Origin of the sequence: Actinomyces gaoshouyii (genome assembly GCF_002076915.1) — a bacterium.
GTDB classification, from domain to species: domain Bacteria; phylum Actinomycetota; class Actinomycetes; order Actinomycetales; family Actinomycetaceae; genus Actinomyces; species Actinomyces gaoshouyii.
On record NZ_CP020468.1, the window covers coordinates 201,959 to 218,064 of the forward strand.

The following is a 16,106-nucleotide window of genomic DNA, read 5'->3' on the forward strand; positions in this document are numbered from 1 at the left end:
GACGCGGGAGGATGGGCCCATGAGCTCCCACGACTCGCTCCTCTCCTCCGCCCTGGGCGGGCAGGCCACGCCGCCCGACCCCGCATCCCCAGCACGGTCGGCATCCCCTCCCGCTCCCGTTCTCACCGCGCGCCAGGCCGCCGAGCTGCGAGCGGATCTGGAGGAGTCCGGATGGGATATCGACGCCGTCACTGGCCTCATCGGAAGCGTCGCCGAGGCCGCCCTGCGCCGGGAGATCCGCCTGCCCGCCCTGCGCGCCGCACGGGCCGCCCTGGAGGCGGGGCGCTCGGCGGATGCCGGGCCCGGCCCGGTCGCCGTTCTGACCGCGCTGTTCATGCTCGGCGAGCCCGTGAGGGTGGGAGAGCTCGATAGGGCCCTCCCGCGCACCGGGGCGCTCGGCGCTGCCCGGATCGGCCTCGTCGCGCTGGAGGGGCGCGAGGGGGCCGAGGGCCGCGGGGACTGCCCGGGACGGGCCGCGCTCGCGCGCGCCCTGGTGGACCTGCGCCCTCACGAGGCGCGCGACGACACTGGAGAGGCGCGCTGGTGGGTGGCCTCCGACGTCGGGGAGCTCGTCTCGGGGCGGGCCCTGGCCCCCGATCACGTGCTCGGCATCGGCGGCGCCGGCCTCACCCTGGCCGGGCTCGCACCGCGGCGGCCGGTGGGCGACGCGCTCGACCTGGGGTGCGGCTGCGGCATCCAGACCCTCTACCTCGCCCGACACGCCGAGCGCATCACCGCCACCGACATCTCCGAGCGCGCCCTGGCCTTCACCGCCTTCAACGCCGCGCTCGCCGGCATCGTCCCCGAGCGCCTCGAGCTCCTCGCGGGCTCCTTCCTGGAGCCGCTCGGTCGACGCCGGTACGACCTCATCGTCTCCAACCCGCCCTTCGTCCTCACCCCGCCCGCCGTGCGGGAGGCCGGTCTGCCGCTCATGGAGTACCGCGACGCCGGTGGGCCCGTTCTGCCGCGCCTCGTGCCGGGCCTCGCCGGGAGGCTGGCCGACGGCGGCACCCTGGTCATGCTCGGCAACTGGGAGCACGGGGCCGGTGCCGACTGGCGGGCGAGCGTGGGGGAGTGGTTCCCCGACGACGTCGACGCCTGGGTCATCGAGCGCGACGCCCAGGACCCGGTCGAGTACGCCACCATGTGGCTGCGCGACGGCGGCCTGGCCCCTGAGCGCGAGCGGGATGCCTTTGAGGCCGCCCTGGGCGCCTGGATCGGTGATTTCGAGGCGCGCGGCGTCGAGGCGATCGGCTTCGGCTACCTCCTCGCGCATCGTCCCGAGGCCGTGGACGCCGCGGGTCCCCATCGCAGACCCTGGCGCGTCCTGGAGGAGGTGAGCACGAGCCCGTCCGGGGCCCTGGGGGCGCATGTTGCGGCGTCGATCGCCGTCCGCGGACGTCTGGCCCTCCTGGATGACGACGACGTCGCCGCCCTGAGGCCGATCGTCGCCGCCGACGTGACTGAGGAGCGCTACCTCGTGCCCGGGCGCGCCGACCCCAGCGTCATCCTCCTGCGCCAGGGCGGCGGACTGGGGCGCTCCGTCCAGGCGGGTACCGCCCTGGCCGCGCTCATCGGCGTGGCCGACGGCGAATTGTCCATCGCTCAGATCGCGGGCGCCGTCGCCGCGCTCCTGGACGCCGACGCCGAGGCGCTCACCGGTGAGCTCGTGGCCCAGTGCCGGGATCTCGCCGCCTGGGGAATGCTCGAGCTTCCCTCCGCCCCCTGATCAGGCGCCGAGACCGGTCGAAAACAGGAGCGAGACCGGTTCGGGGCCGGGCGGCGGGAGCGATCGAAGTGCCGGGCGGTTGCGGCACCGCATCGGATGGTGACGCGGTGATCCCGCAAGGCGGTCGGCCTCGTGCCCGGCACGAGCCTGTCGATATGGTGAGGTTCACCTGATAATCGGCCGACCGGTGGAGAGAGCCCGCATGACCAACCCCTGGGAGATTTACGACGCGCTCATCGACGACCTCCCCGATGACGCTCGCGTGACTGCCGTCCACCGCGGCCCGCAGTGGACGCGCGTCTTCAACGACGGCGGCGGCTGCGGCGCGGGTTATACCATCGACGCCCACTCGCGCCCGGCGCTCAGCGCAGGCTCCCCAGCGGAGGGCCGCTTGCTCCGTGACGTCGCCTCGCTGGTGAAGTCCTGGAACCTGGCCGAGGCGAGCGTGGGCCTCGCCGCGATCAACTCCTGGTACTCCCGCCAGGAGACCGCCGTCGCCAATGGCTTCGCGCCGACGGGGGAAGGAGTGGGGTGGAGAGAGGTCTTCGACCCCTACAACGAGCGCTTCGCCGGAGGCCGCATCGGCATCATCGGGCACTTCCCCTTCGCCCGGGGAGCGCTGACCCGCGCCGCGGAGGTCCTCATCCTGGAGCGCGACCCGCGTCCCGGTGACTACCCCGATACCGCTTGCGAGTACTTGCTCGCGGATTGCGACGCCGTCCTCGTCTCGTCGTCGAGCCTCGTCAACAAGACGATGCCCCGGCTCATCGAGCTCGCCGTCGGCGGGGGAGCGCACACGGTCCTCGTGGGGCCGTCGACGCCGATGCACCCCCTCTTCCTCGATCTCGGCGTCGACACGATCACCGGCTGGGTAGCGGACCGCGGCCTGGAGGCAGGCATGCTCGATGTCCTGCCCGGCATCGGCCCCGGCCGCCGCATGCATCTGCACCGCGTTCCGTCCTGACCGCGATGGGCGGGATGCGGGGCGCCATGGGCGGACCGGTCTCGCTCCTGATATCGACCGGTCTCGTCGCCGTTTTCGACCGGTCTCGATGATTAGGGGAGGCGCCAGTCGACGGGGGCGGCGCCCTGCTCGACCAGCAGCGCGTTGGCGCGCGAGAACGGCCGCGAGCCGAAGAACCCCCGGGAGGCGCTCAACGGCGAGGGATGCGGCGAGGCGATGATCGGCGTCGATCCCAGCATCGGGGTCAGCGACTGCGCGGGCCGACCCCACAGGATCGCCACCAGCGGGCCGCCGCGCTCCACCAGCGCCTCGATCGCCCGCTGTGTCACCTGCTCCCAGCCCCATCCCTTGTGCGAGGCCGGCGAGCCCGGCCGGACCGTCAGCACCCTGTTGAGCAGCATGACCCCCTGGCAGGACCACGGGGTGAGGTCGCCGGAGGTCGGCCGCGGCACGCCGAGATCGCTCACGAGCTCGGTGAAGATGTTCTCCAGGCTCCGGGGCGGGCGCACGCCCGGCGCCACGGAGAAGCTGAGCCCCATGGGGTGGCCCGGCGTCGGGTACGGGTCCTGCCCCACGATGAGGACGCGCACATCGTCGAGCGGATAGGTGAAGGCGCGAAGCACATCCGTGCCCGCCGGCAAGTAGCCGCGCCCCTCGGCGATCTCCTGGCGCAGGCGCGCGCCGATCCCATGGATCGTCGGCTCCACGGGCGCCAGGGCGCGCGCCCACGAGGGGTCGATGATCCGGTCGAGTGGCTGGGGCTCACGGGACTCGCTCATGCCCCGAGCGTAGAGCGTTATCGCCGTCGAGTCTGCATGAGCGAGATCCGGCATGGACGCTTCGGCCAACCCGCTCCGGAGCCCGCCGGGCCGCTCGCGCCCATGGATCAGCGGGCAGATATAACCACGCCCTCGTCGTGTCCGCTGCGCCGGGGGCGGCGGGCCGGTATTCTGCCCGCGTGAGCCACTACGACTACCCCGACGACGAGTTCGACGACGGCAGGGGCGCTGGACCCGCGCCGATCGGCGTTCACCGTGCCGAGCTCCCCGCCTGGCGGAGCTGGGTATCCCTTCTCGCTGTGCTCATCCTGGTCCCGATCCTGGCCTGGGGGGCCGTCAAGCTCCTGGGCCACTCCAGCAACAACTCCGCGAGCACGGCGGGAACGACGACGGCGACCCCCGCCGACACCGGCGCACCCGCCCCGGGGGGCTCCGCCACCCCCAGCGACGGCGCGGGTGACGCCTCCGCCTCCGCCGCGCCGACGGGCGAGGCCGACATGTCCACCGGCATCACGCTCTACAACGGCACCTCCATCCAGGGCCTGGCGGGCCGCACTGGCGAGAGGCTGACCGCCGCCGGATACACGCAGGTCAATGTCTCGCCGGGCGCCTACACCGTCGAGCAGCCCACGAAGACCACCGTGTACTACAACTCGGCCGAGCAGGCCGCCACGGCCCAGGCGGTCGTCGCCGCCCTCGGAGGCGGCGAGGCCGTGGAGGACCCGGGGCAGGCTCAGTCCAACCCGATCGTCATCATCCTGCGCGAGGACTACCCGGGCGCCTCCGAGGGCGGCGCCGCCACCACCTCAGAGAATGGCCCCAACGGCGCCACTCCCGAGGCGCACAACGGCGGCATCGATAACGGCAGGGGCAACAACCGCTGATGAGCGCCTGATGGGCGACGGACGCGCGCCCGACCCCGCCGCCCCGATTGAGGCGCCGTCGCGCGGCACGGGCACGGGGGCCCTGCGCCGCCGGACCGCCATCTCCCTGCCCCTCCTCGTCGGGGGCGCGCTCGCGGCCATCCCCGCGATCACGCGCCTGACCGCGCGCCCCGAGCCAACCCTGCTCAGCGAGGGGCTCGCCGTCGGGGCCGGCGGCCTCGTCCTCCCGCTCGCCCCCGGGACCTCCATCGACTACCTCCCCGGCACTCGCGTGCCCTCCTCGGCCGCCGATCCCCTGGCCCTCGACGACGCCGCACGCGCCGCGGCCCGTACCTCCTTCCAGCGGCGCGCCTCCGGCGCCCGCCTTCCGCAGGGCCGGTGGCAGGGCCTCGCCGCGGACGCTCTGGTCGACCTCCTCGCCCTCACGAGCCCCACCCTCGCCGTTGAGCCCGCGCCCGCCACGGATGCGGCAGTCCCATCCGCCCGGGCCGAGGGCTTCCCGGTGGGTGCCGTCGTCGCCGGTCCCGTGAGCGCATGGCGTTACGTGTGGCCGCGCGACGCCTCCTTCTCGGCCGTCGCCCTCGACGCCGTGGGCCTGAGGGCGGAGGCCCTATCCATCCTCCGCAGGCTCGCCGCGCTGCAGCTCCCCGACGGCGGATTCGAGGCCCGCTACAACGCCGTCGGCCAGGTGCCGGATGGCCGTCCCCGCCAAGAGGATGGAGCGGGCTGGTTCCTCTGGGCGCTCGGTCGGATCATCGCGGGGCGATGGGGCGACCCGACCGGTGGAGCCGGCCCGGTCAACCCGGCCGACCTGGAAGACCTGGCCGATCCCGCCGGCCGGGCCGCCGACCGACTGATGACCCTCACGTCCACGCCCTCACATCTGCCCCCGGCCGGCCCCGACTACTGGGAGGTGCCCGAGAGGCGGACCACCCTCGGCCTGGCCGCGCCCGTCCTCCTGGGACTGGAGGGGGCGCTCGCGCTCGCGGACTCGCTCCTGGCTGAACGCGTCGGCCCGGTGGAGGGCGCGCCGACGGGCGCACCCGCCACCGGCCCGTCCCCCGTCATCTCGAGCCGTGAGGCGCTTGTCCGGCGGGTGGAGGAGGTGCGGGCCGCCATCGAGTTCTCCTTCCACCCCGGCTGGGGCCGCCACGTGCGCGACGACGACGTCGACGCCGCGATCGCGCTCGTCGGCCCGCCCTTCACCCGGGCTCTTGCCGGCAGCGCGCGAGTTCGCGTCGGCGCCCGAGCGCGGATGACCCGCGCGGCGGGCGGCCTCGCCCCGGGCTCGGGCTGGCGCGACGACGGCGTCTCCTGGACTCCGGAGACAGCCCTCCTGGCCTGGTCGGCAGCGGCACTGGGAGAGCGGACCGAGGCCGAGGAGCTCATGACCTGGCTGGAATCGCACCGCACAGCGGCGGGCGCCCTGGCGGAGAAAGTCCTGTCGGATGGGCGGCCCGCCGGCCCCGCGCCCCTGGCATGGACCTGTGCGCTCGTGCTGCTGGCGGCCGGCGAGCTCGCCGGCTGACAGACTCGGGGCCGTCGGGATGCCCGTCCGGCGCATCCACTGGAGGGGCTGGTTCGCCGTCGGGGGAAGCCGGGCGCGTGGCGCGGCGGGCGTCTTGCACTCGGGCACCGAGAGTGCCAGCATTGCCGTTAGCACTCGGAGCCTTCGAGTGACAATCGACCCGGCTGGGACGTGAGGACCGGCGCTGGGCGTGACGTGAACGCCCGGAGTCGATCCGTCCGTCGCGGGCGCGGACCAGCCACCCACCACGCAGTGGAGGAACACAATGCCCAAGATCATCGCTTTCGAGGAGGAGGCCCGCCGCGGCATGGAGCGCGGCCTCAACGTCCTCGCCGACACCGTCAAGGTCACCCTCGGCCCCAAGGGCCGCAACGTCGTGCTCGACAAGAAGTGGGGCGCCCCCACGATCACCAATGACGGCGTGACCATCGCCAAGGAGATCGAGCTCGAGGACCCCTACGAGAAGATCGGCGCTGAGCTCGTCAAGGAGGTCGCCAAGAAGACCGACGATGTCGCCGGCGACGGCACCACCACCGCCACCGTGCTCGCCCAGGCGCTCGTGCGCGAGGGCCTGCGCAACGTCGCGGCCGGTGCCAACCCGATCGCCCTGCGCCGCGGCATCGACAAGGCCGTGGCCGCCGTCGTCGAGCGCCTCCTCGCCGACGCCAAGGACGTCGAGACCCAGGACGAGATCGCGGCCACCGCCTCCATCTCCGCCGCCGACCCCCAGATCGGCGAGTTCATCGCCGAGGCCCTGGAGAAGGTCGGCCACGAGGGCGTCATCACCGTCGAGGAGTCCAACACCTTCGGCCTCGAGCTCGAGGTCACCGAGGGCATGCGCTTCGACAAGGGCTTCATCTCCCCTTACTTCGTCACCGACGCCGACCGCCAGGAGGCCGTCCTCGAGGACGCCTACGTCCTGCTCGTGGAGTCCAAGATCTCCAACGTCAAGGACCTCCTGCCGCTGCTGGAGAAGGTCATGCAGGCCGGCAAGCCGCTGGCGATCGTCGCCGAGGACGTCGAGGCCGAGGCCCTGGCCACCCTCGTCGTCAACCGCATTCGCGGCACCTTCAAGTCCGTGGCCGTCAAGGCCCCCGGCTTCGGTGACCGCCGCAAGGCGATGCTGCAGGACATGGCGATCCTCACCGGAGGCACCGTCATCTCCGAGACCGTCGGCCTCAAGCTGGAGAACGCCACCATCGAGGACCTGGGCCAGGCCCGCAAGGTCGTCGTCACCAAGGACGAGACCACGATCGTCGAGGGCGCCGGTGACAAGGAGGCCATCGAGGCCCGTGTCGCCCAGATCCGCGGCGAGATCGAGAAGTCCGACTCCGACTACGACCGCGAGAAGCTCTCCGAGCGCCTCGCCAAGCTGGCCGGCGGCGTCGCCGTCCTCAAGTCCGGTGCTGCCACCGAGGTGGAGCTCAAGGAGCGCAAGCACCGCATCGAGGACGCCGTGCGCAATGCCAAGGCCGCCGTGGAGGAGGGCATCGTTGCTGGTGGTGGGGTGGCCCTCATTCAGGCCTCCGCCGCCCTGGAGGGCCTCGAGCTCTCCGACGACGAGGCCACCGGCGCCGCGATCGTCAAGGTCGCCCTGGAGGCCCCGCTCAAGCAGATCGCCGTCAACGCCGGCTACGAGGGCGGCGTCGTGGTGGATCGCGTGCGCAACCTGCCCACCGGTGAGGGCCTCAACGCTGCCACCGGCGAGTACGTGAACCTGCTCGGGGCCGGCATCGCCGACCCGGTCAAGGTCACTCGCTCCGCCCTGCAGAACGCTGCCTCCATCGCGGGTCTCTTCCTCACCACCGAGGCCGTCGTGGCGGACAAGCCGGAGCCCCCGGCCGCCCCGGCCGCCGGCGGCGACGAGATGGGCGGCATGTACTGATCCGCTCCTCCCCTCAAGGGGACTTCTCAGGGGCGTTTGTCCCTGGGCCCATCGACGGCGGGCCGTTCCACTGGGTTTTCAGTGGGGCGGCCCACCGTCGTGCGGAGCGGCTCACTCGGGGACGAAGAGAGCCTGGTTGCCGGACTCGGCGCGGGAGTAGGAGTCGGCCGACAGGCCGAGGGCGGCGCGGAGCATGTCGAGGCTGTCCTGGACCCGCAACTGGGTGAGGTGCCAGGCTGCCGCCGCCGCGCTCATGGACATGGACGCAGTGCCCGACCAGGTGGTCTCCAGCGCGGCGATGTCGCTGTTCATGGCGTCGACCTCGGCCTGGATGGTGGAGATGCGGGTGGCGGTCCGGCTGGCGGTATCGGAGACCGCCTGGGTGTCGACGGAGAAGACGGGCATGATGGGGGCCTTTCCTGCGTGGGGGGGGGGTAGCGCCGGGCGGCGCCGTCGATTCCACGGTAGGCGCCCGCCGAAGACCCCTCAGTCGTTCGCGCACAGGCCTGCCCGAGCGCTGCGCGCAGCGGTGCCTGTGGTGCGGGGCCCGGGGTCGCAGCAGTAGAGGGCCGACGATAGAAGGGTGCGGTGGCTCAGAGGTCCCCGGCCCCGTCGTCGACGACCTCATCGAGAATCGGCATGAACTCACCGGTACGGGCCTCGCGGGCGATCTTGGCCTCCTCGGTCTTGAGGCGCAGGCGCTCGGCCATGCGCTCGCGCTCCGCCTGGACCATCGCCTGGCGGTCGCGTGGCTCAGGCCCCTCCGCGGCACGGGGAGACGACAGGAGGCGGTCGATGTCCTCGGCGCAGGTCTCCATCGAGGTGGCGTGCTCGTCATGCTCGCGCTGCCTCTCATGGGCGCGCGGGATCCCCCGCGCGGGCGTCTGCGGCGAGGGCGTGGACGGCGCCGATGGGATGGAGCCCGATTCCGCTGGGGGCGTCGGCGGGATCGAGGGGGGCAGGACCTCGGGGCGCGTCTGCGCGGCGGGCCGGGTGGGGGACGGAGGCGCCGGGGCCTCCATCGGCTCGGTGGGCTGGATGCGCTCCGGGGCCGCCGTCGAGGGCACCGGAGCGCTCGGAGTCGTGGACGCGGGGGCCGCCTCGGTGGGAGCCGGGACGGCCCTCATCCCACGCGCGGCGCCGTCGGCGGTCCCGGGGGAGCGGAGGTCGTTGCTCGGCGGAGCCCCTCCAGCGGCCATCTTCGCCAGAGCGCACTCGATCCTGCTCTTCTCGGCGGCCAGGTTCTGCCGGGCGGGCAGCTCCCAGCGCTCACCGAGAGGCGAGGAGAAGAGGCGGTCGCGATCCAGGAGCCGGGTGATGATCGCCAGGCGCGCCTCGTAGTAGCGCTCGTCGGGGATATGGGCGTACTCCTCGCGCACTGCCATCCGGTACTTCTTGTACAGCTGCGGCTCGACGGCGAGAGTTCCCAGGTCCGCGTCATTGAGGGCGCTGGCGTCCATGTCGTTGGCCGGGAGCGTATGACTCTTGAGGTTGAGGATGAGGGCGCAGACCCGATCCACCGTGGCGCCCGGGACACCCAGGGCGGCGAGCTCCTTGGCGGCCAGGGCGGCCGAGGCGACCTCGTCCTCACCGCCGTTGCGCTGGTAGGTCTCCTTGGTCTCCGCGGAGAACACGCAGCCGTGGTACCAGGCCGCGATGCGCATGACATCGGGGTAGTGGGACTCGTCCGCGAGCTCGTCCACGCGGGCGAGCATGTCGATGACGTGCTTGAGGTTGTGGAAGCGGCGGTCCGATGTGGACCAGCGCTCGATCAGTGCCTGACCGGCAGCGCGGAGCCGCTCCGGATCGGCCGTCGTGCCCAGGGCCTTGAGGCTGCGCACGAAGGCGGGGAGCAGCCACTGCGGCGCGTCGCTGACGGCCATGCCATGCCTCCGATGCCTCACAGGAGATAACAGAACAGTTGCCATCGTAGGACTGCGGGGCGGCAAAGTCGAAGCGCGATCGTGTTCCACCCGCCACCCCGGGCAGTGCTCCCCATCGGGGCCCGCGCTGGAGCCTCCGACCTGCTGCGGCGCCCCGTGCCTCGTTCCGCGCCTGCCCTCACGCGGTCCAGGGCCCGTCGCCCGCCGACGCGGGGGCCTGCTCGGGGTGGGCCAGAGGGAGCTCGATGCGCACGGTGGCGCCGCCGCCCGGGGTGGGGGTGATGCCGATCGTCCCGTGGTGGCGCTGGACGATCGCGGCGACGATCGACAGGCCGAGGCCCGATCCGCCGGTCTCCCGGTTACGGGAGGTGTCCGCCCGGTAGAAGCGCTGGAACACCTTGCTCGCGTCCGCAGGGGCGATCCCCGGGCCATGATCGCGCACCTCGATGATGGCCGAGCGGCCGCCGATCGGCCCCAGCGCGATCTCCACCGGGGTCCCCGCGGGCGTGTGACGCACTACGTTTCCCAGGAGGTTGGTGACGACCTGGGCGAGCCGGTCGCGGTCCCCCATGACCGTCAGCGGCTGGGGGTCCGCGGGGGCACCGTCGAGCCTCAGCAGCGCGCAGTCGCGCTCGGGGGCCAGGACCACCATGTCCGTGAGCGCTCCGGCGCACACGGCGGTGAGATCGACGGGGGCAGTGTCCATCTTGCGGCCCTCATCCATGCGGGCCAGCTGGAGGAGGTCCTCGACGAGGCGGCCCATCCGGGTGGCCTCGGACTCGATGCGCCCCATGACCTCGCTCGTGCGCTCCACGGGCACGCCGCCCATGCGGTAGAGCTCGCCGTAGCCCTGGATCGCCGACAGCGGTGTGCGCAACTCGTGGGAGGCATCGGAGACGAAGCGGGTCATGCGCTCCTGCGCGGTGACCTGTACGGAGAAGGCATGCTCGTTCTGCTGGAGCATCGTGTTGAGGGCCTGCTGCAACGAGCCGACCTCCGTCATCGGCGGTTCGGTCACCGGCACGCGCGCGGAGAGGTCGCCCCGGGAGATGCGGCCCGCCACGCCCTCGATCTGCCGCAGCGGGCCGAAGGAGCGGTGGACGAGGTAGGTGGCCAGTCCTGCGCCGACGAGGACGACGACGACGTCCGCCACAGCGACGACGAGCCTGGTCTGCTCCACGGTCTCCTGGACATTGCGCAGCGGCAGAGCGATGGCCACGACGCCGGTGTAGTTCCCGTCCTGATCCTTGATCTCCAGGGGCAGGACGCGCCAGTAGTGGCCCGGCAGCGAGGAGGCGACGGTGAAGGGGTTGCCGTCGCCCAGCGAGAGCGTGCCCAGGGATGGGATCCCGTATTCCGCCGTTGTCTTCTCATTGACCATCCGGCCGATCTTGCCGCCCGCGTACTGCGCCTCCATGTAGTAGGTGGTGGGGGCCTGCGAGCTCCTGCCGTCCTGCCGGAGGTACTCCAGGCCCCGGTCTCCGATCGTCCGGGAGGTCACCTTGAGCTGGTCATCGACCTGCCCCATGAGATGGGTCTGCAGCAGCTGGGTGGTGACCAGGGAGGTGGCCAGGAGTCCGACGGTGAGCAGGCCCGTGGTGATGAGCGCCAGTCGCGTGCGCAGCGGCTGGGAGTGCCAGTAGCGCCTGGAGTCGACGATGGGGCGGAAGCGGTCCCGCCTCCGGGATGGCGGCATCACTCGCCCTTGGGCTCGCGCAGCATGTAGCCCACGCCGCGACGGGTCTGGATGAGAGGCACCACTGTGGTGCCGTCGAGCGCCTCGATCTGGTCCACCTTCCGGCGCAGGTAGGAGATATAGGACTCCACGATCGCGGCGTCCCCGCTCCAGTCGTACTCCCAGACGTGGTCGAGGATCTGGGTCTTGGAGACCACGCGCCCCGCGTTGATCATGAGGTAGCGCAGCAGCTTGAACTCGGTGGGCGACAGCTCCACCTCGACGCCGGCGCGGTGGACCTCGTGCGCGTCCTCGTCGAGGATGAGGTCGGCCACGCGCAGCGTGCCGTCGTCCCCTTCGTCGACGGCGTGGGTGCGGCGCAGGATGGCGCGGATTCGGGCGACGACCTCCTCCAGGCCGAAGGGCTTGGTGACGTAGTCGTCCCCGCCCACCGTCAGGCCCTGGATCTTGTCATCCATGTCGTCTCGGGCGGTGAGGAACAGGATTGGCGTGGCGTTGTCCCTCTCCCGCACGCGCCTGGCTACCGTGAATCCATCCATGTCCGGGAGCATGACGTCCAGGACGATGAGGTCGGGATCGTCGGACTCGATGGTGCGCAGTGCCTGATTCCCATCGGTGGCGGTGACGACCTCGAACCCCGCGAAGCGCAGGGAGGAGGCGAGCAGGTCGCGGATGTTCGGCTCGTCGTCGACAACGAGGAGCTTGGCCTCGGTCGATGCCTGAGGCGTGCCGGTGCGCGTGTCGAGATCCATGCGCCCATTGTCGCAAGATTCCTGGAAGTTGCCTGAACGGGCGCTGGGAATCCTGGATGGCGGGGCGGGAGCGCCTCGGGACGCCGGGCCCGCCGCTCAGATGAACTGCAGCGGGTCGAACTCCTGCAGTGGGATGATCCGGATGCGCGGCAGCACGGAGGTGAAGGCGTCGACGTCGTACTCCAGGTCGTGGATCCTCAGGCCCCTGGTCTCCAGGGCGGCCAGATGGGAGTTGAGGAACTCCCGGAAGCACAGGACGCCGACCTGAGCGCCGCCGTCGAGGAGCCGCTCGACCTGGGGGATGTAGTCGCCGTCGTGACTGCCCAGGAGCACTTGGAGGCGGGCGGAGGCATCCTCCTCGCGCTGGGCGGCGAGACGCTCGGCCAAGGCATCGAGGGTCCGCTGGATACCGGTGTCCACCACCTTCTCATCGACGGAGCCGGAGCCGGACAGCGGGATCGGGCGGTAGTCCATCGCCATAAGCGCCTGGATGAAGCCCATCGGCATGTGACCGCTCGTGGCGTTGAGGAAGAACAGACCGTGGGCGTCCTCGCCCTGGCCGTCCGACGATGTCGTGTCCGACAAGGAGTCGCAGAAGGACAGGACGCGGTCCCACCTGGGGCGCTCATCGGGCTCGGGGCGACGTCCGAGCACGCTCATGCCGAGGGTGGCGTCGATGTTCTCACCATCAATGAGGAGATAGGTAGGGGCGCTCATGCGCTTATCGTAGCCGGGCGGCGCGGGGGTAAGCGCAGTGCGAGGCGGGTGGGGCGGCGGGATTCGATCCGCGGGCCGGTCGCCCGGGCCATCGGGCGCTGGGCGCCCTCAGGCGCTTCCGCCGGGCCCGATGCCGGCCCTGCGGATCGAATCCTGCCGCATCCTGCGCTGCGCCGGGCGCGTCAGTACGAGGAGGCGTCCTCGTCGGTGACGCGCTGGGCGGCGGGCCTGCTCTGGGCCTTGAGGGCCTCGAAGGCGGCGTTGATGGCCTCGTCCCCGTCGGTGATCTGGGCGGGGGCGGCGGACGCGGAGGGCAGCGCCCCCTTGCCGCCGGACTTGAGCGCGGCCAGGCGGGCCTCGGCCTCGATCTGGGTGTCGGAGGCCTCCAACTCGGCGAACTGGGACTCCAGGGAGGATCCCGCCAGCTCCATCTGCCCGGCGGCCTGCGCCTCGACGCGGCGCACCTGCTCCTCGTAGCGGGAGAGCTCGGAAGTGGGGTCCATGACGTTGATCGAGCTGATCGCCCCCTGGACCTTGACCTGCGCCTCGGCGGTCCTCTGGCGGGCGATGAGCTGGTCGCGACGGGACTTCAGCTCGCCGAGCTTGACCTCCATCTGGTTCAGCCCCGTCTTGAGCTGCTCGACCACCTGGCGCTGGGAGGCGATCATCGGCTCGGCCTCCTTGGCCTCCTTCTCCGCCGTGATCTGCTTGGTGATGGCCACCTTGGCCAGGGAGTCCCACTTATCGGCGCCCGCGATGTCACCGGCGGCGCGCATCTCGTCGGCCTTGCGGGAGGCGGCCAGGGCCTTGGCCCCCCAGTCCCTGGCCTCGGCGACGTCGGCCTCGTAGTCCTTCTCCGTCAGGCGCAGATTGCCGATGGTCTGGGCGACCGCCTGCTTGGCCTCGGCGATGGAGTTCGTGTAGTCGCGCACGAGCTGGTTGAGCATCTTCTCCGGGTCCTCAGCGCGATCGAGGAGGGCGTTGATGTTCGCGCGGGTCAGTTGGGCGATACGGCCCAGGATCGACTGCTTCTCAGCCATGTTGGAGTTCCCTTCGGGTGGTGGTTGAGGTGATGGGGTTGAACAGTGGTGAGGGGCTCAGAAGTCCCCGCCGGAGCCGCCGAAGTCGCCGCCGCCGAAGTCTCCACCGAAACCTCCGAAGTCGCCGCCGCCCCAGCCGCCGATGTGGTGGGGACGGTCGTCGTCGAATAGCCCGCCCATGAGGATCCCCCCGAGCACGAGCGAGCCGAGGTCCAGGCCGCCGCCGCGGTGGCCGTACCCCCCGGAGTAGTTGGAATAGGAGCCCCAGGCGTCACCGGCATCGCGCACATCGGCCTCCGCCAGGGCCTGCGCTTGCGCCACCAGCGGCTCGCCGGCGGCTACCTCGGCCAGGGCCGCCTGTGGGTCCGTGGACTGCATGGCAGTGGCCGCCGAGGCGTGGCGGGCCGCCTCGGACAGGGCGGTGCGGGCCGACGAGCCGACAGCGCCGCGGTGCGTGGTGATGTAGGCGGTCACGGACTGCACCTGCGAGTTGAGGCGCGACAGGCGCGAACCCAACTGGCTGCGGGCTCGCGAGTCGTTCTCCTCCCTCGCCCGTGCCGGGGCGAGGGCGGCATCGATCGCGGTCTCGGCGCGGCTGAGGTGGTCCAGCGCGGCCAGGGGGTCGCCGACCACATGATCGCCGCTGACCGGGGCGGACGGGTCGGTGCTGGCCCTCCCGGAGGCGGCGCGGCCCTCGGCGATGGCGGCCTCGGCGTCGGCCACGAGCGGGGCGAGGGTGGCACTGGGCACCTGGTCGGCCAGGCGCTTGGCGTCCACGAGATCGGAGGACAGGGAGGCGATCGCCGCCGCGAGGTCGGTCGAGGCCGTGCTCAAGCGCTCATTGGCGCTGGCCACCTGGGCCGCCAGGGCGCCGGCCTGGGCGATCGATCCCTGGGCGATGCGCACCTGCTCGACGGCGGTGGACTGCTGCCCGGCGTCGGCGCTGGCCCCGGCCTGCTTCAGGGCGGTGCGGCCCGCGGCCAGCAGCCTTTCGGCGCGCACGGGCGCCTCGGAGACCGAGGTGAGGGCTGAGGCGGGGTAGGTGGCGCGCAGCGTCACCAGGAGCGTCTTGGCCATGGTGATGGCCTGCTCGGTTTCGTCAGCGCGCTGGGCGGTCTCGGACATGGAGGTCGGCAGGGCGGACTCGATGCCGCGCCGCTCCTCGAAGAGCTGCTTCTGCGCCTGGATCGCGCCCATGGCCCGCTGGCAGCGGTCGAGGATCTCCCCGTACATCTGGCGCTGCTGGGGCTCGGTCTCGGGGATATCGTCGTCGAGGATCTTGCGCAGCTCGAAGCAGCGGCTCAGGTGGGCCTTGGCCTGGCCCAGCGCCTCGGTGAAGGAGTCGGTCGCGGACAGGCCGAACTGCGCCTGGGCGTAGGACAGCTCCTCGTCAGCGGCGCGCATCGCGTCATCAGCGGTTACGAGGGCGGCGCCCGCCTGGGCGATGAGCTGGTCCAGGGGCACCGGGCCGGCCTGCTCAGGCGCCTTCTTCTTGCGATTCCAGAACACGGTGTCCTCCTGGGTGGATGAGGGGTCCGACTTACGGCGGCGCGAGATGGCGTAGGCGGCCGCCCCCGCAGCGGCCGCGCCCCCACCCGCCAGCAGCACGAGGCCCGTGGCCGACATACCCGATGAGCCCTCGTCCCCGCTCCTGCTGCCGCCCTTGGCCTCGGCCAGGAGCCTCGGAAGAGCGGCGACGGCGCCGTCGAAGTCGTGGGAGCGCATGTAGGAGCCGATGGCGCTGCCCAGCTCGCTGCGCTTGGAGGCCGGGATGTCGCTGCCGGTGGCCAGGTAGTAGGAGTTTGATCCCGAGGCCGGCATGTTGATGACGAGCAGGGCGTCCGAGGCGCCCATGCCCTTGGCGCTCCACTCCTTCTTGGCCAGGGCCTCGGCCCTGCTCGTCTCATCGGTGGCCGTGAGGATCGACAGGGTGATGCCATCCTTCGCGGCCCTCTCGACGGCGGAGGCGGCTGCGGCGTTGTCCAGGATGCTCGCGCCGTCGACGACGCGAGCGGCCGCCCCCGTGGCCGGAGAGCCCGATGTCGGTGCCCCGGCCGTCATCGCGGCGGGATCGCCGATGGCAGTGGATGCCGGTGCCGATGACCGGGCATCGGCGGTGGGTGCGACGAGGGTTCCCGCGCCCGAGATGAGCAAGACGAGGAGGAGCGGGATGGTCGGGCGCCGGGCGTCGCAGGGATGGCGCGCGGGGCGGGGTGTCGATAGCATCGCGGCCCATCGTCGCCGTTGCG

At 71.9% G+C, this 16,106-nt stretch carries 13 protein-coding genes; 5 read left to right on the forward strand and 8 right to left on the reverse strand.

Annotation, left to right across the window (positions count from 1 at the left end; all coding sequences use genetic code 11):
• Positions 1-19: 19 nt before the first annotated feature.
• A complete protein-coding gene (locus tag B6G06_RS00790; RefSeq protein ID WP_081170480.1) occupies positions 20-1,729 on the forward strand; it encodes a DUF7059 domain-containing protein in 1,710 nt (569 codons plus the stop codon).
• A gap of 202 nt (positions 1,730-1,931) precedes the next feature.
• Positions 1,932-2,693 carry a Rossmann-like domain-containing protein gene (locus tag B6G06_RS00795; RefSeq protein ID WP_080462843.1) on the forward strand — a complete coding sequence of 254 codons (762 nt, stop codon included), beginning with the start codon at positions 1,932-1,934 and terminating at the stop codon, positions 2,691-2,693.
• Positions 2,694-2,785: 92 nt separating this feature from the next.
• Here B6G06_RS00795 and B6G06_RS00800 read toward each other — a convergent pair whose 3' ends face one another.
• Positions 2,786-3,472: a uracil-DNA glycosylase gene (locus B6G06_RS00800; RefSeq protein WP_080462842.1), complete on the reverse strand. Its 687-nt coding sequence runs from the start codon at positions 3,470-3,472 to the stop codon at positions 2,786-2,788.
• A 179-nt stretch (positions 3,473-3,651) separates the two neighbouring features.
• Here B6G06_RS00800 and B6G06_RS00805 point away from each other — a divergent pair, with 179 nt between their 5' ends.
• From B6G06_RS00805 to groL, 3 genes are all read left to right on the forward strand, one after another.
• Positions 3,652-4,356 (forward strand): LytR C-terminal domain-containing protein, encoded by a 705-nt coding sequence (locus B6G06_RS00805; RefSeq protein ID WP_080462841.1) that lies wholly within the window; start codon positions 3,652-3,654, stop codon positions 4,354-4,356.
• Between the two features lie 10 nt (positions 4,357-4,366).
• On the forward strand, positions 4,367-5,884 hold the full coding sequence (locus B6G06_RS00810) for a glycoside hydrolase family 15 protein (RefSeq protein WP_095532495.1): 1,518 nt from the start codon (positions 4,367-4,369) through the stop codon (positions 5,882-5,884).
• A gap of 265 nt (positions 5,885-6,149) precedes the next feature.
• Complete coding sequence (gene groL, locus B6G06_RS00815) at positions 6,150-7,769, forward strand: chaperonin GroEL (RefSeq protein ID WP_080462840.1); 1,620 nt, start codon at positions 6,150-6,152, stop codon at positions 7,767-7,769.
• A gap of 111 nt (positions 7,770-7,880) precedes the next feature.
• Here the strand turns inward: groL and B6G06_RS00820 are convergent, their stop codons facing one another.
• The 7 genes from B6G06_RS00820 to B6G06_RS00850 all read right to left on the reverse strand — a co-directional run bounded on the left by B6G06_RS00820 (position 7,881) and on the right by B6G06_RS00850 (position 16,083).
• Positions 7,881-8,174 carry a WXG100 family type VII secretion target gene (locus B6G06_RS00820; RefSeq protein WP_080462839.1) on the reverse strand — a complete coding sequence of 98 codons (294 nt, stop codon included), beginning with the start codon at positions 8,172-8,174 and terminating at the stop codon, positions 7,881-7,883.
• Between the two features lie 188 nt (positions 8,175-8,362).
• Positions 8,363-9,652: a hypothetical protein gene (locus B6G06_RS00825; RefSeq protein ID WP_080462838.1), complete on the reverse strand. Its 1,290-nt coding sequence runs from the start codon at positions 9,650-9,652 to the stop codon at positions 8,363-8,365.
• A gap of 178 nt (positions 9,653-9,830) precedes the next feature.
• A complete protein-coding gene (locus B6G06_RS00830; protein ID WP_080462837.1) occupies positions 9,831-11,348 on the reverse strand; it encodes a sensor histidine kinase in 1,518 nt (505 codons plus the stop codon).
• A complete protein-coding gene (locus tag B6G06_RS00835; RefSeq protein ID WP_080462836.1) occupies positions 11,348-12,100 on the reverse strand; it encodes a response regulator transcription factor in 753 nt (250 codons plus the stop codon). Before B6G06_RS00835 ends, B6G06_RS00830 begins: the two co-directional genes overlap by 1 nt.
• A gap of 96 nt (positions 12,101-12,196) precedes the next feature.
• Positions 12,197-12,817, reverse strand: a complete 621-nt coding sequence (locus B6G06_RS00840) for an NYN domain-containing protein (RefSeq protein ID WP_080462835.1) — start codon at positions 12,815-12,817, stop codon at positions 12,197-12,199.
• A 182-nt stretch (positions 12,818-12,999) separates the two neighbouring features.
• On the reverse strand, positions 13,000-13,857 hold the full coding sequence (locus tag B6G06_RS00845) for a PspA/IM30 family protein (protein WP_080462834.1): 858 nt from the start codon (positions 13,855-13,857) through the stop codon (positions 13,000-13,002).
• A 57-nt stretch (positions 13,858-13,914) separates the two neighbouring features.
• Entirely contained in the window at positions 13,915-16,083 is a 2,169-nt protein-coding gene (locus B6G06_RS00850) for a coiled-coil domain-containing protein (RefSeq protein ID WP_081170482.1), read from the reverse strand.
• Between the last annotated feature and the right edge of the window lie 23 nt (positions 16,084-16,106).

Excerpts from the sequence above, each read along its gene's own strand:
- B6G06_RS00835 (WP_080462836.1), bottom strand. The coding sequence starts at position 12,100 with ATGGATCTCGACACGCGCACCGGCACGCCTCAGGCATCGACCGAGGCC.
- B6G06_RS00845 (WP_080462834.1), bottom strand. The coding sequence starts at position 13,857 with ATGGCTGAGAAGCAGTCGATCCTGGGCCGTATCGCCCAACTGACCCGC.
- B6G06_RS00840 (WP_080462835.1), bottom strand. The coding sequence starts at position 12,817 with ATGAGCGCCCCTACCTATCTCCTCATTGATGGTGAGAACATCGACGCC.
- B6G06_RS00795 (WP_080462843.1), top strand. The coding sequence starts at position 1,932 with ATGACCAACCCCTGGGAGATTTACGACGCGCTCATCGACGACCTCCCC.
- B6G06_RS00800 (WP_080462842.1), bottom strand. The coding sequence starts at position 3,472 with ATGAGCGAGTCCCGTGAGCCCCAGCCACTCGACCGGATCATCGACCCC.
- B6G06_RS00810 (WP_095532495.1), top strand. The coding sequence starts at position 4,367 with ATGGGCGACGGACGCGCGCCCGACCCCGCCGCCCCGATTGAGGCGCCG.
- B6G06_RS00790 (WP_081170480.1), top strand. The coding sequence starts at position 20 with ATGAGCTCCCACGACTCGCTCCTCTCCTCCGCCCTGGGCGGGCAGGCC.
- B6G06_RS00830 (WP_080462837.1), bottom strand. The coding sequence starts at position 11,348 with ATGCCGCCATCCCGGAGGCGGGACCGCTTCCGCCCCATCGTCGACTCC.
- B6G06_RS00825 (WP_080462838.1), bottom strand. The coding sequence starts at position 9,652 with ATGGCCGTCAGCGACGCGCCGCAGTGGCTGCTCCCCGCCTTCGTGCGC.
- B6G06_RS00850 (WP_081170482.1), bottom strand. The coding sequence starts at position 16,083 with ATGCTATCGACACCCCGCCCCGCGCGCCATCCCTGCGACGCCCGGCGC.
- B6G06_RS00820 (WP_080462839.1), bottom strand. The coding sequence starts at position 8,174 with ATGCCCGTCTTCTCCGTCGACACCCAGGCGGTCTCCGATACCGCCAGC.
- groL (WP_080462840.1), top strand. The coding sequence starts at position 6,150 with ATGCCCAAGATCATCGCTTTCGAGGAGGAGGCCCGCCGCGGCATGGAG.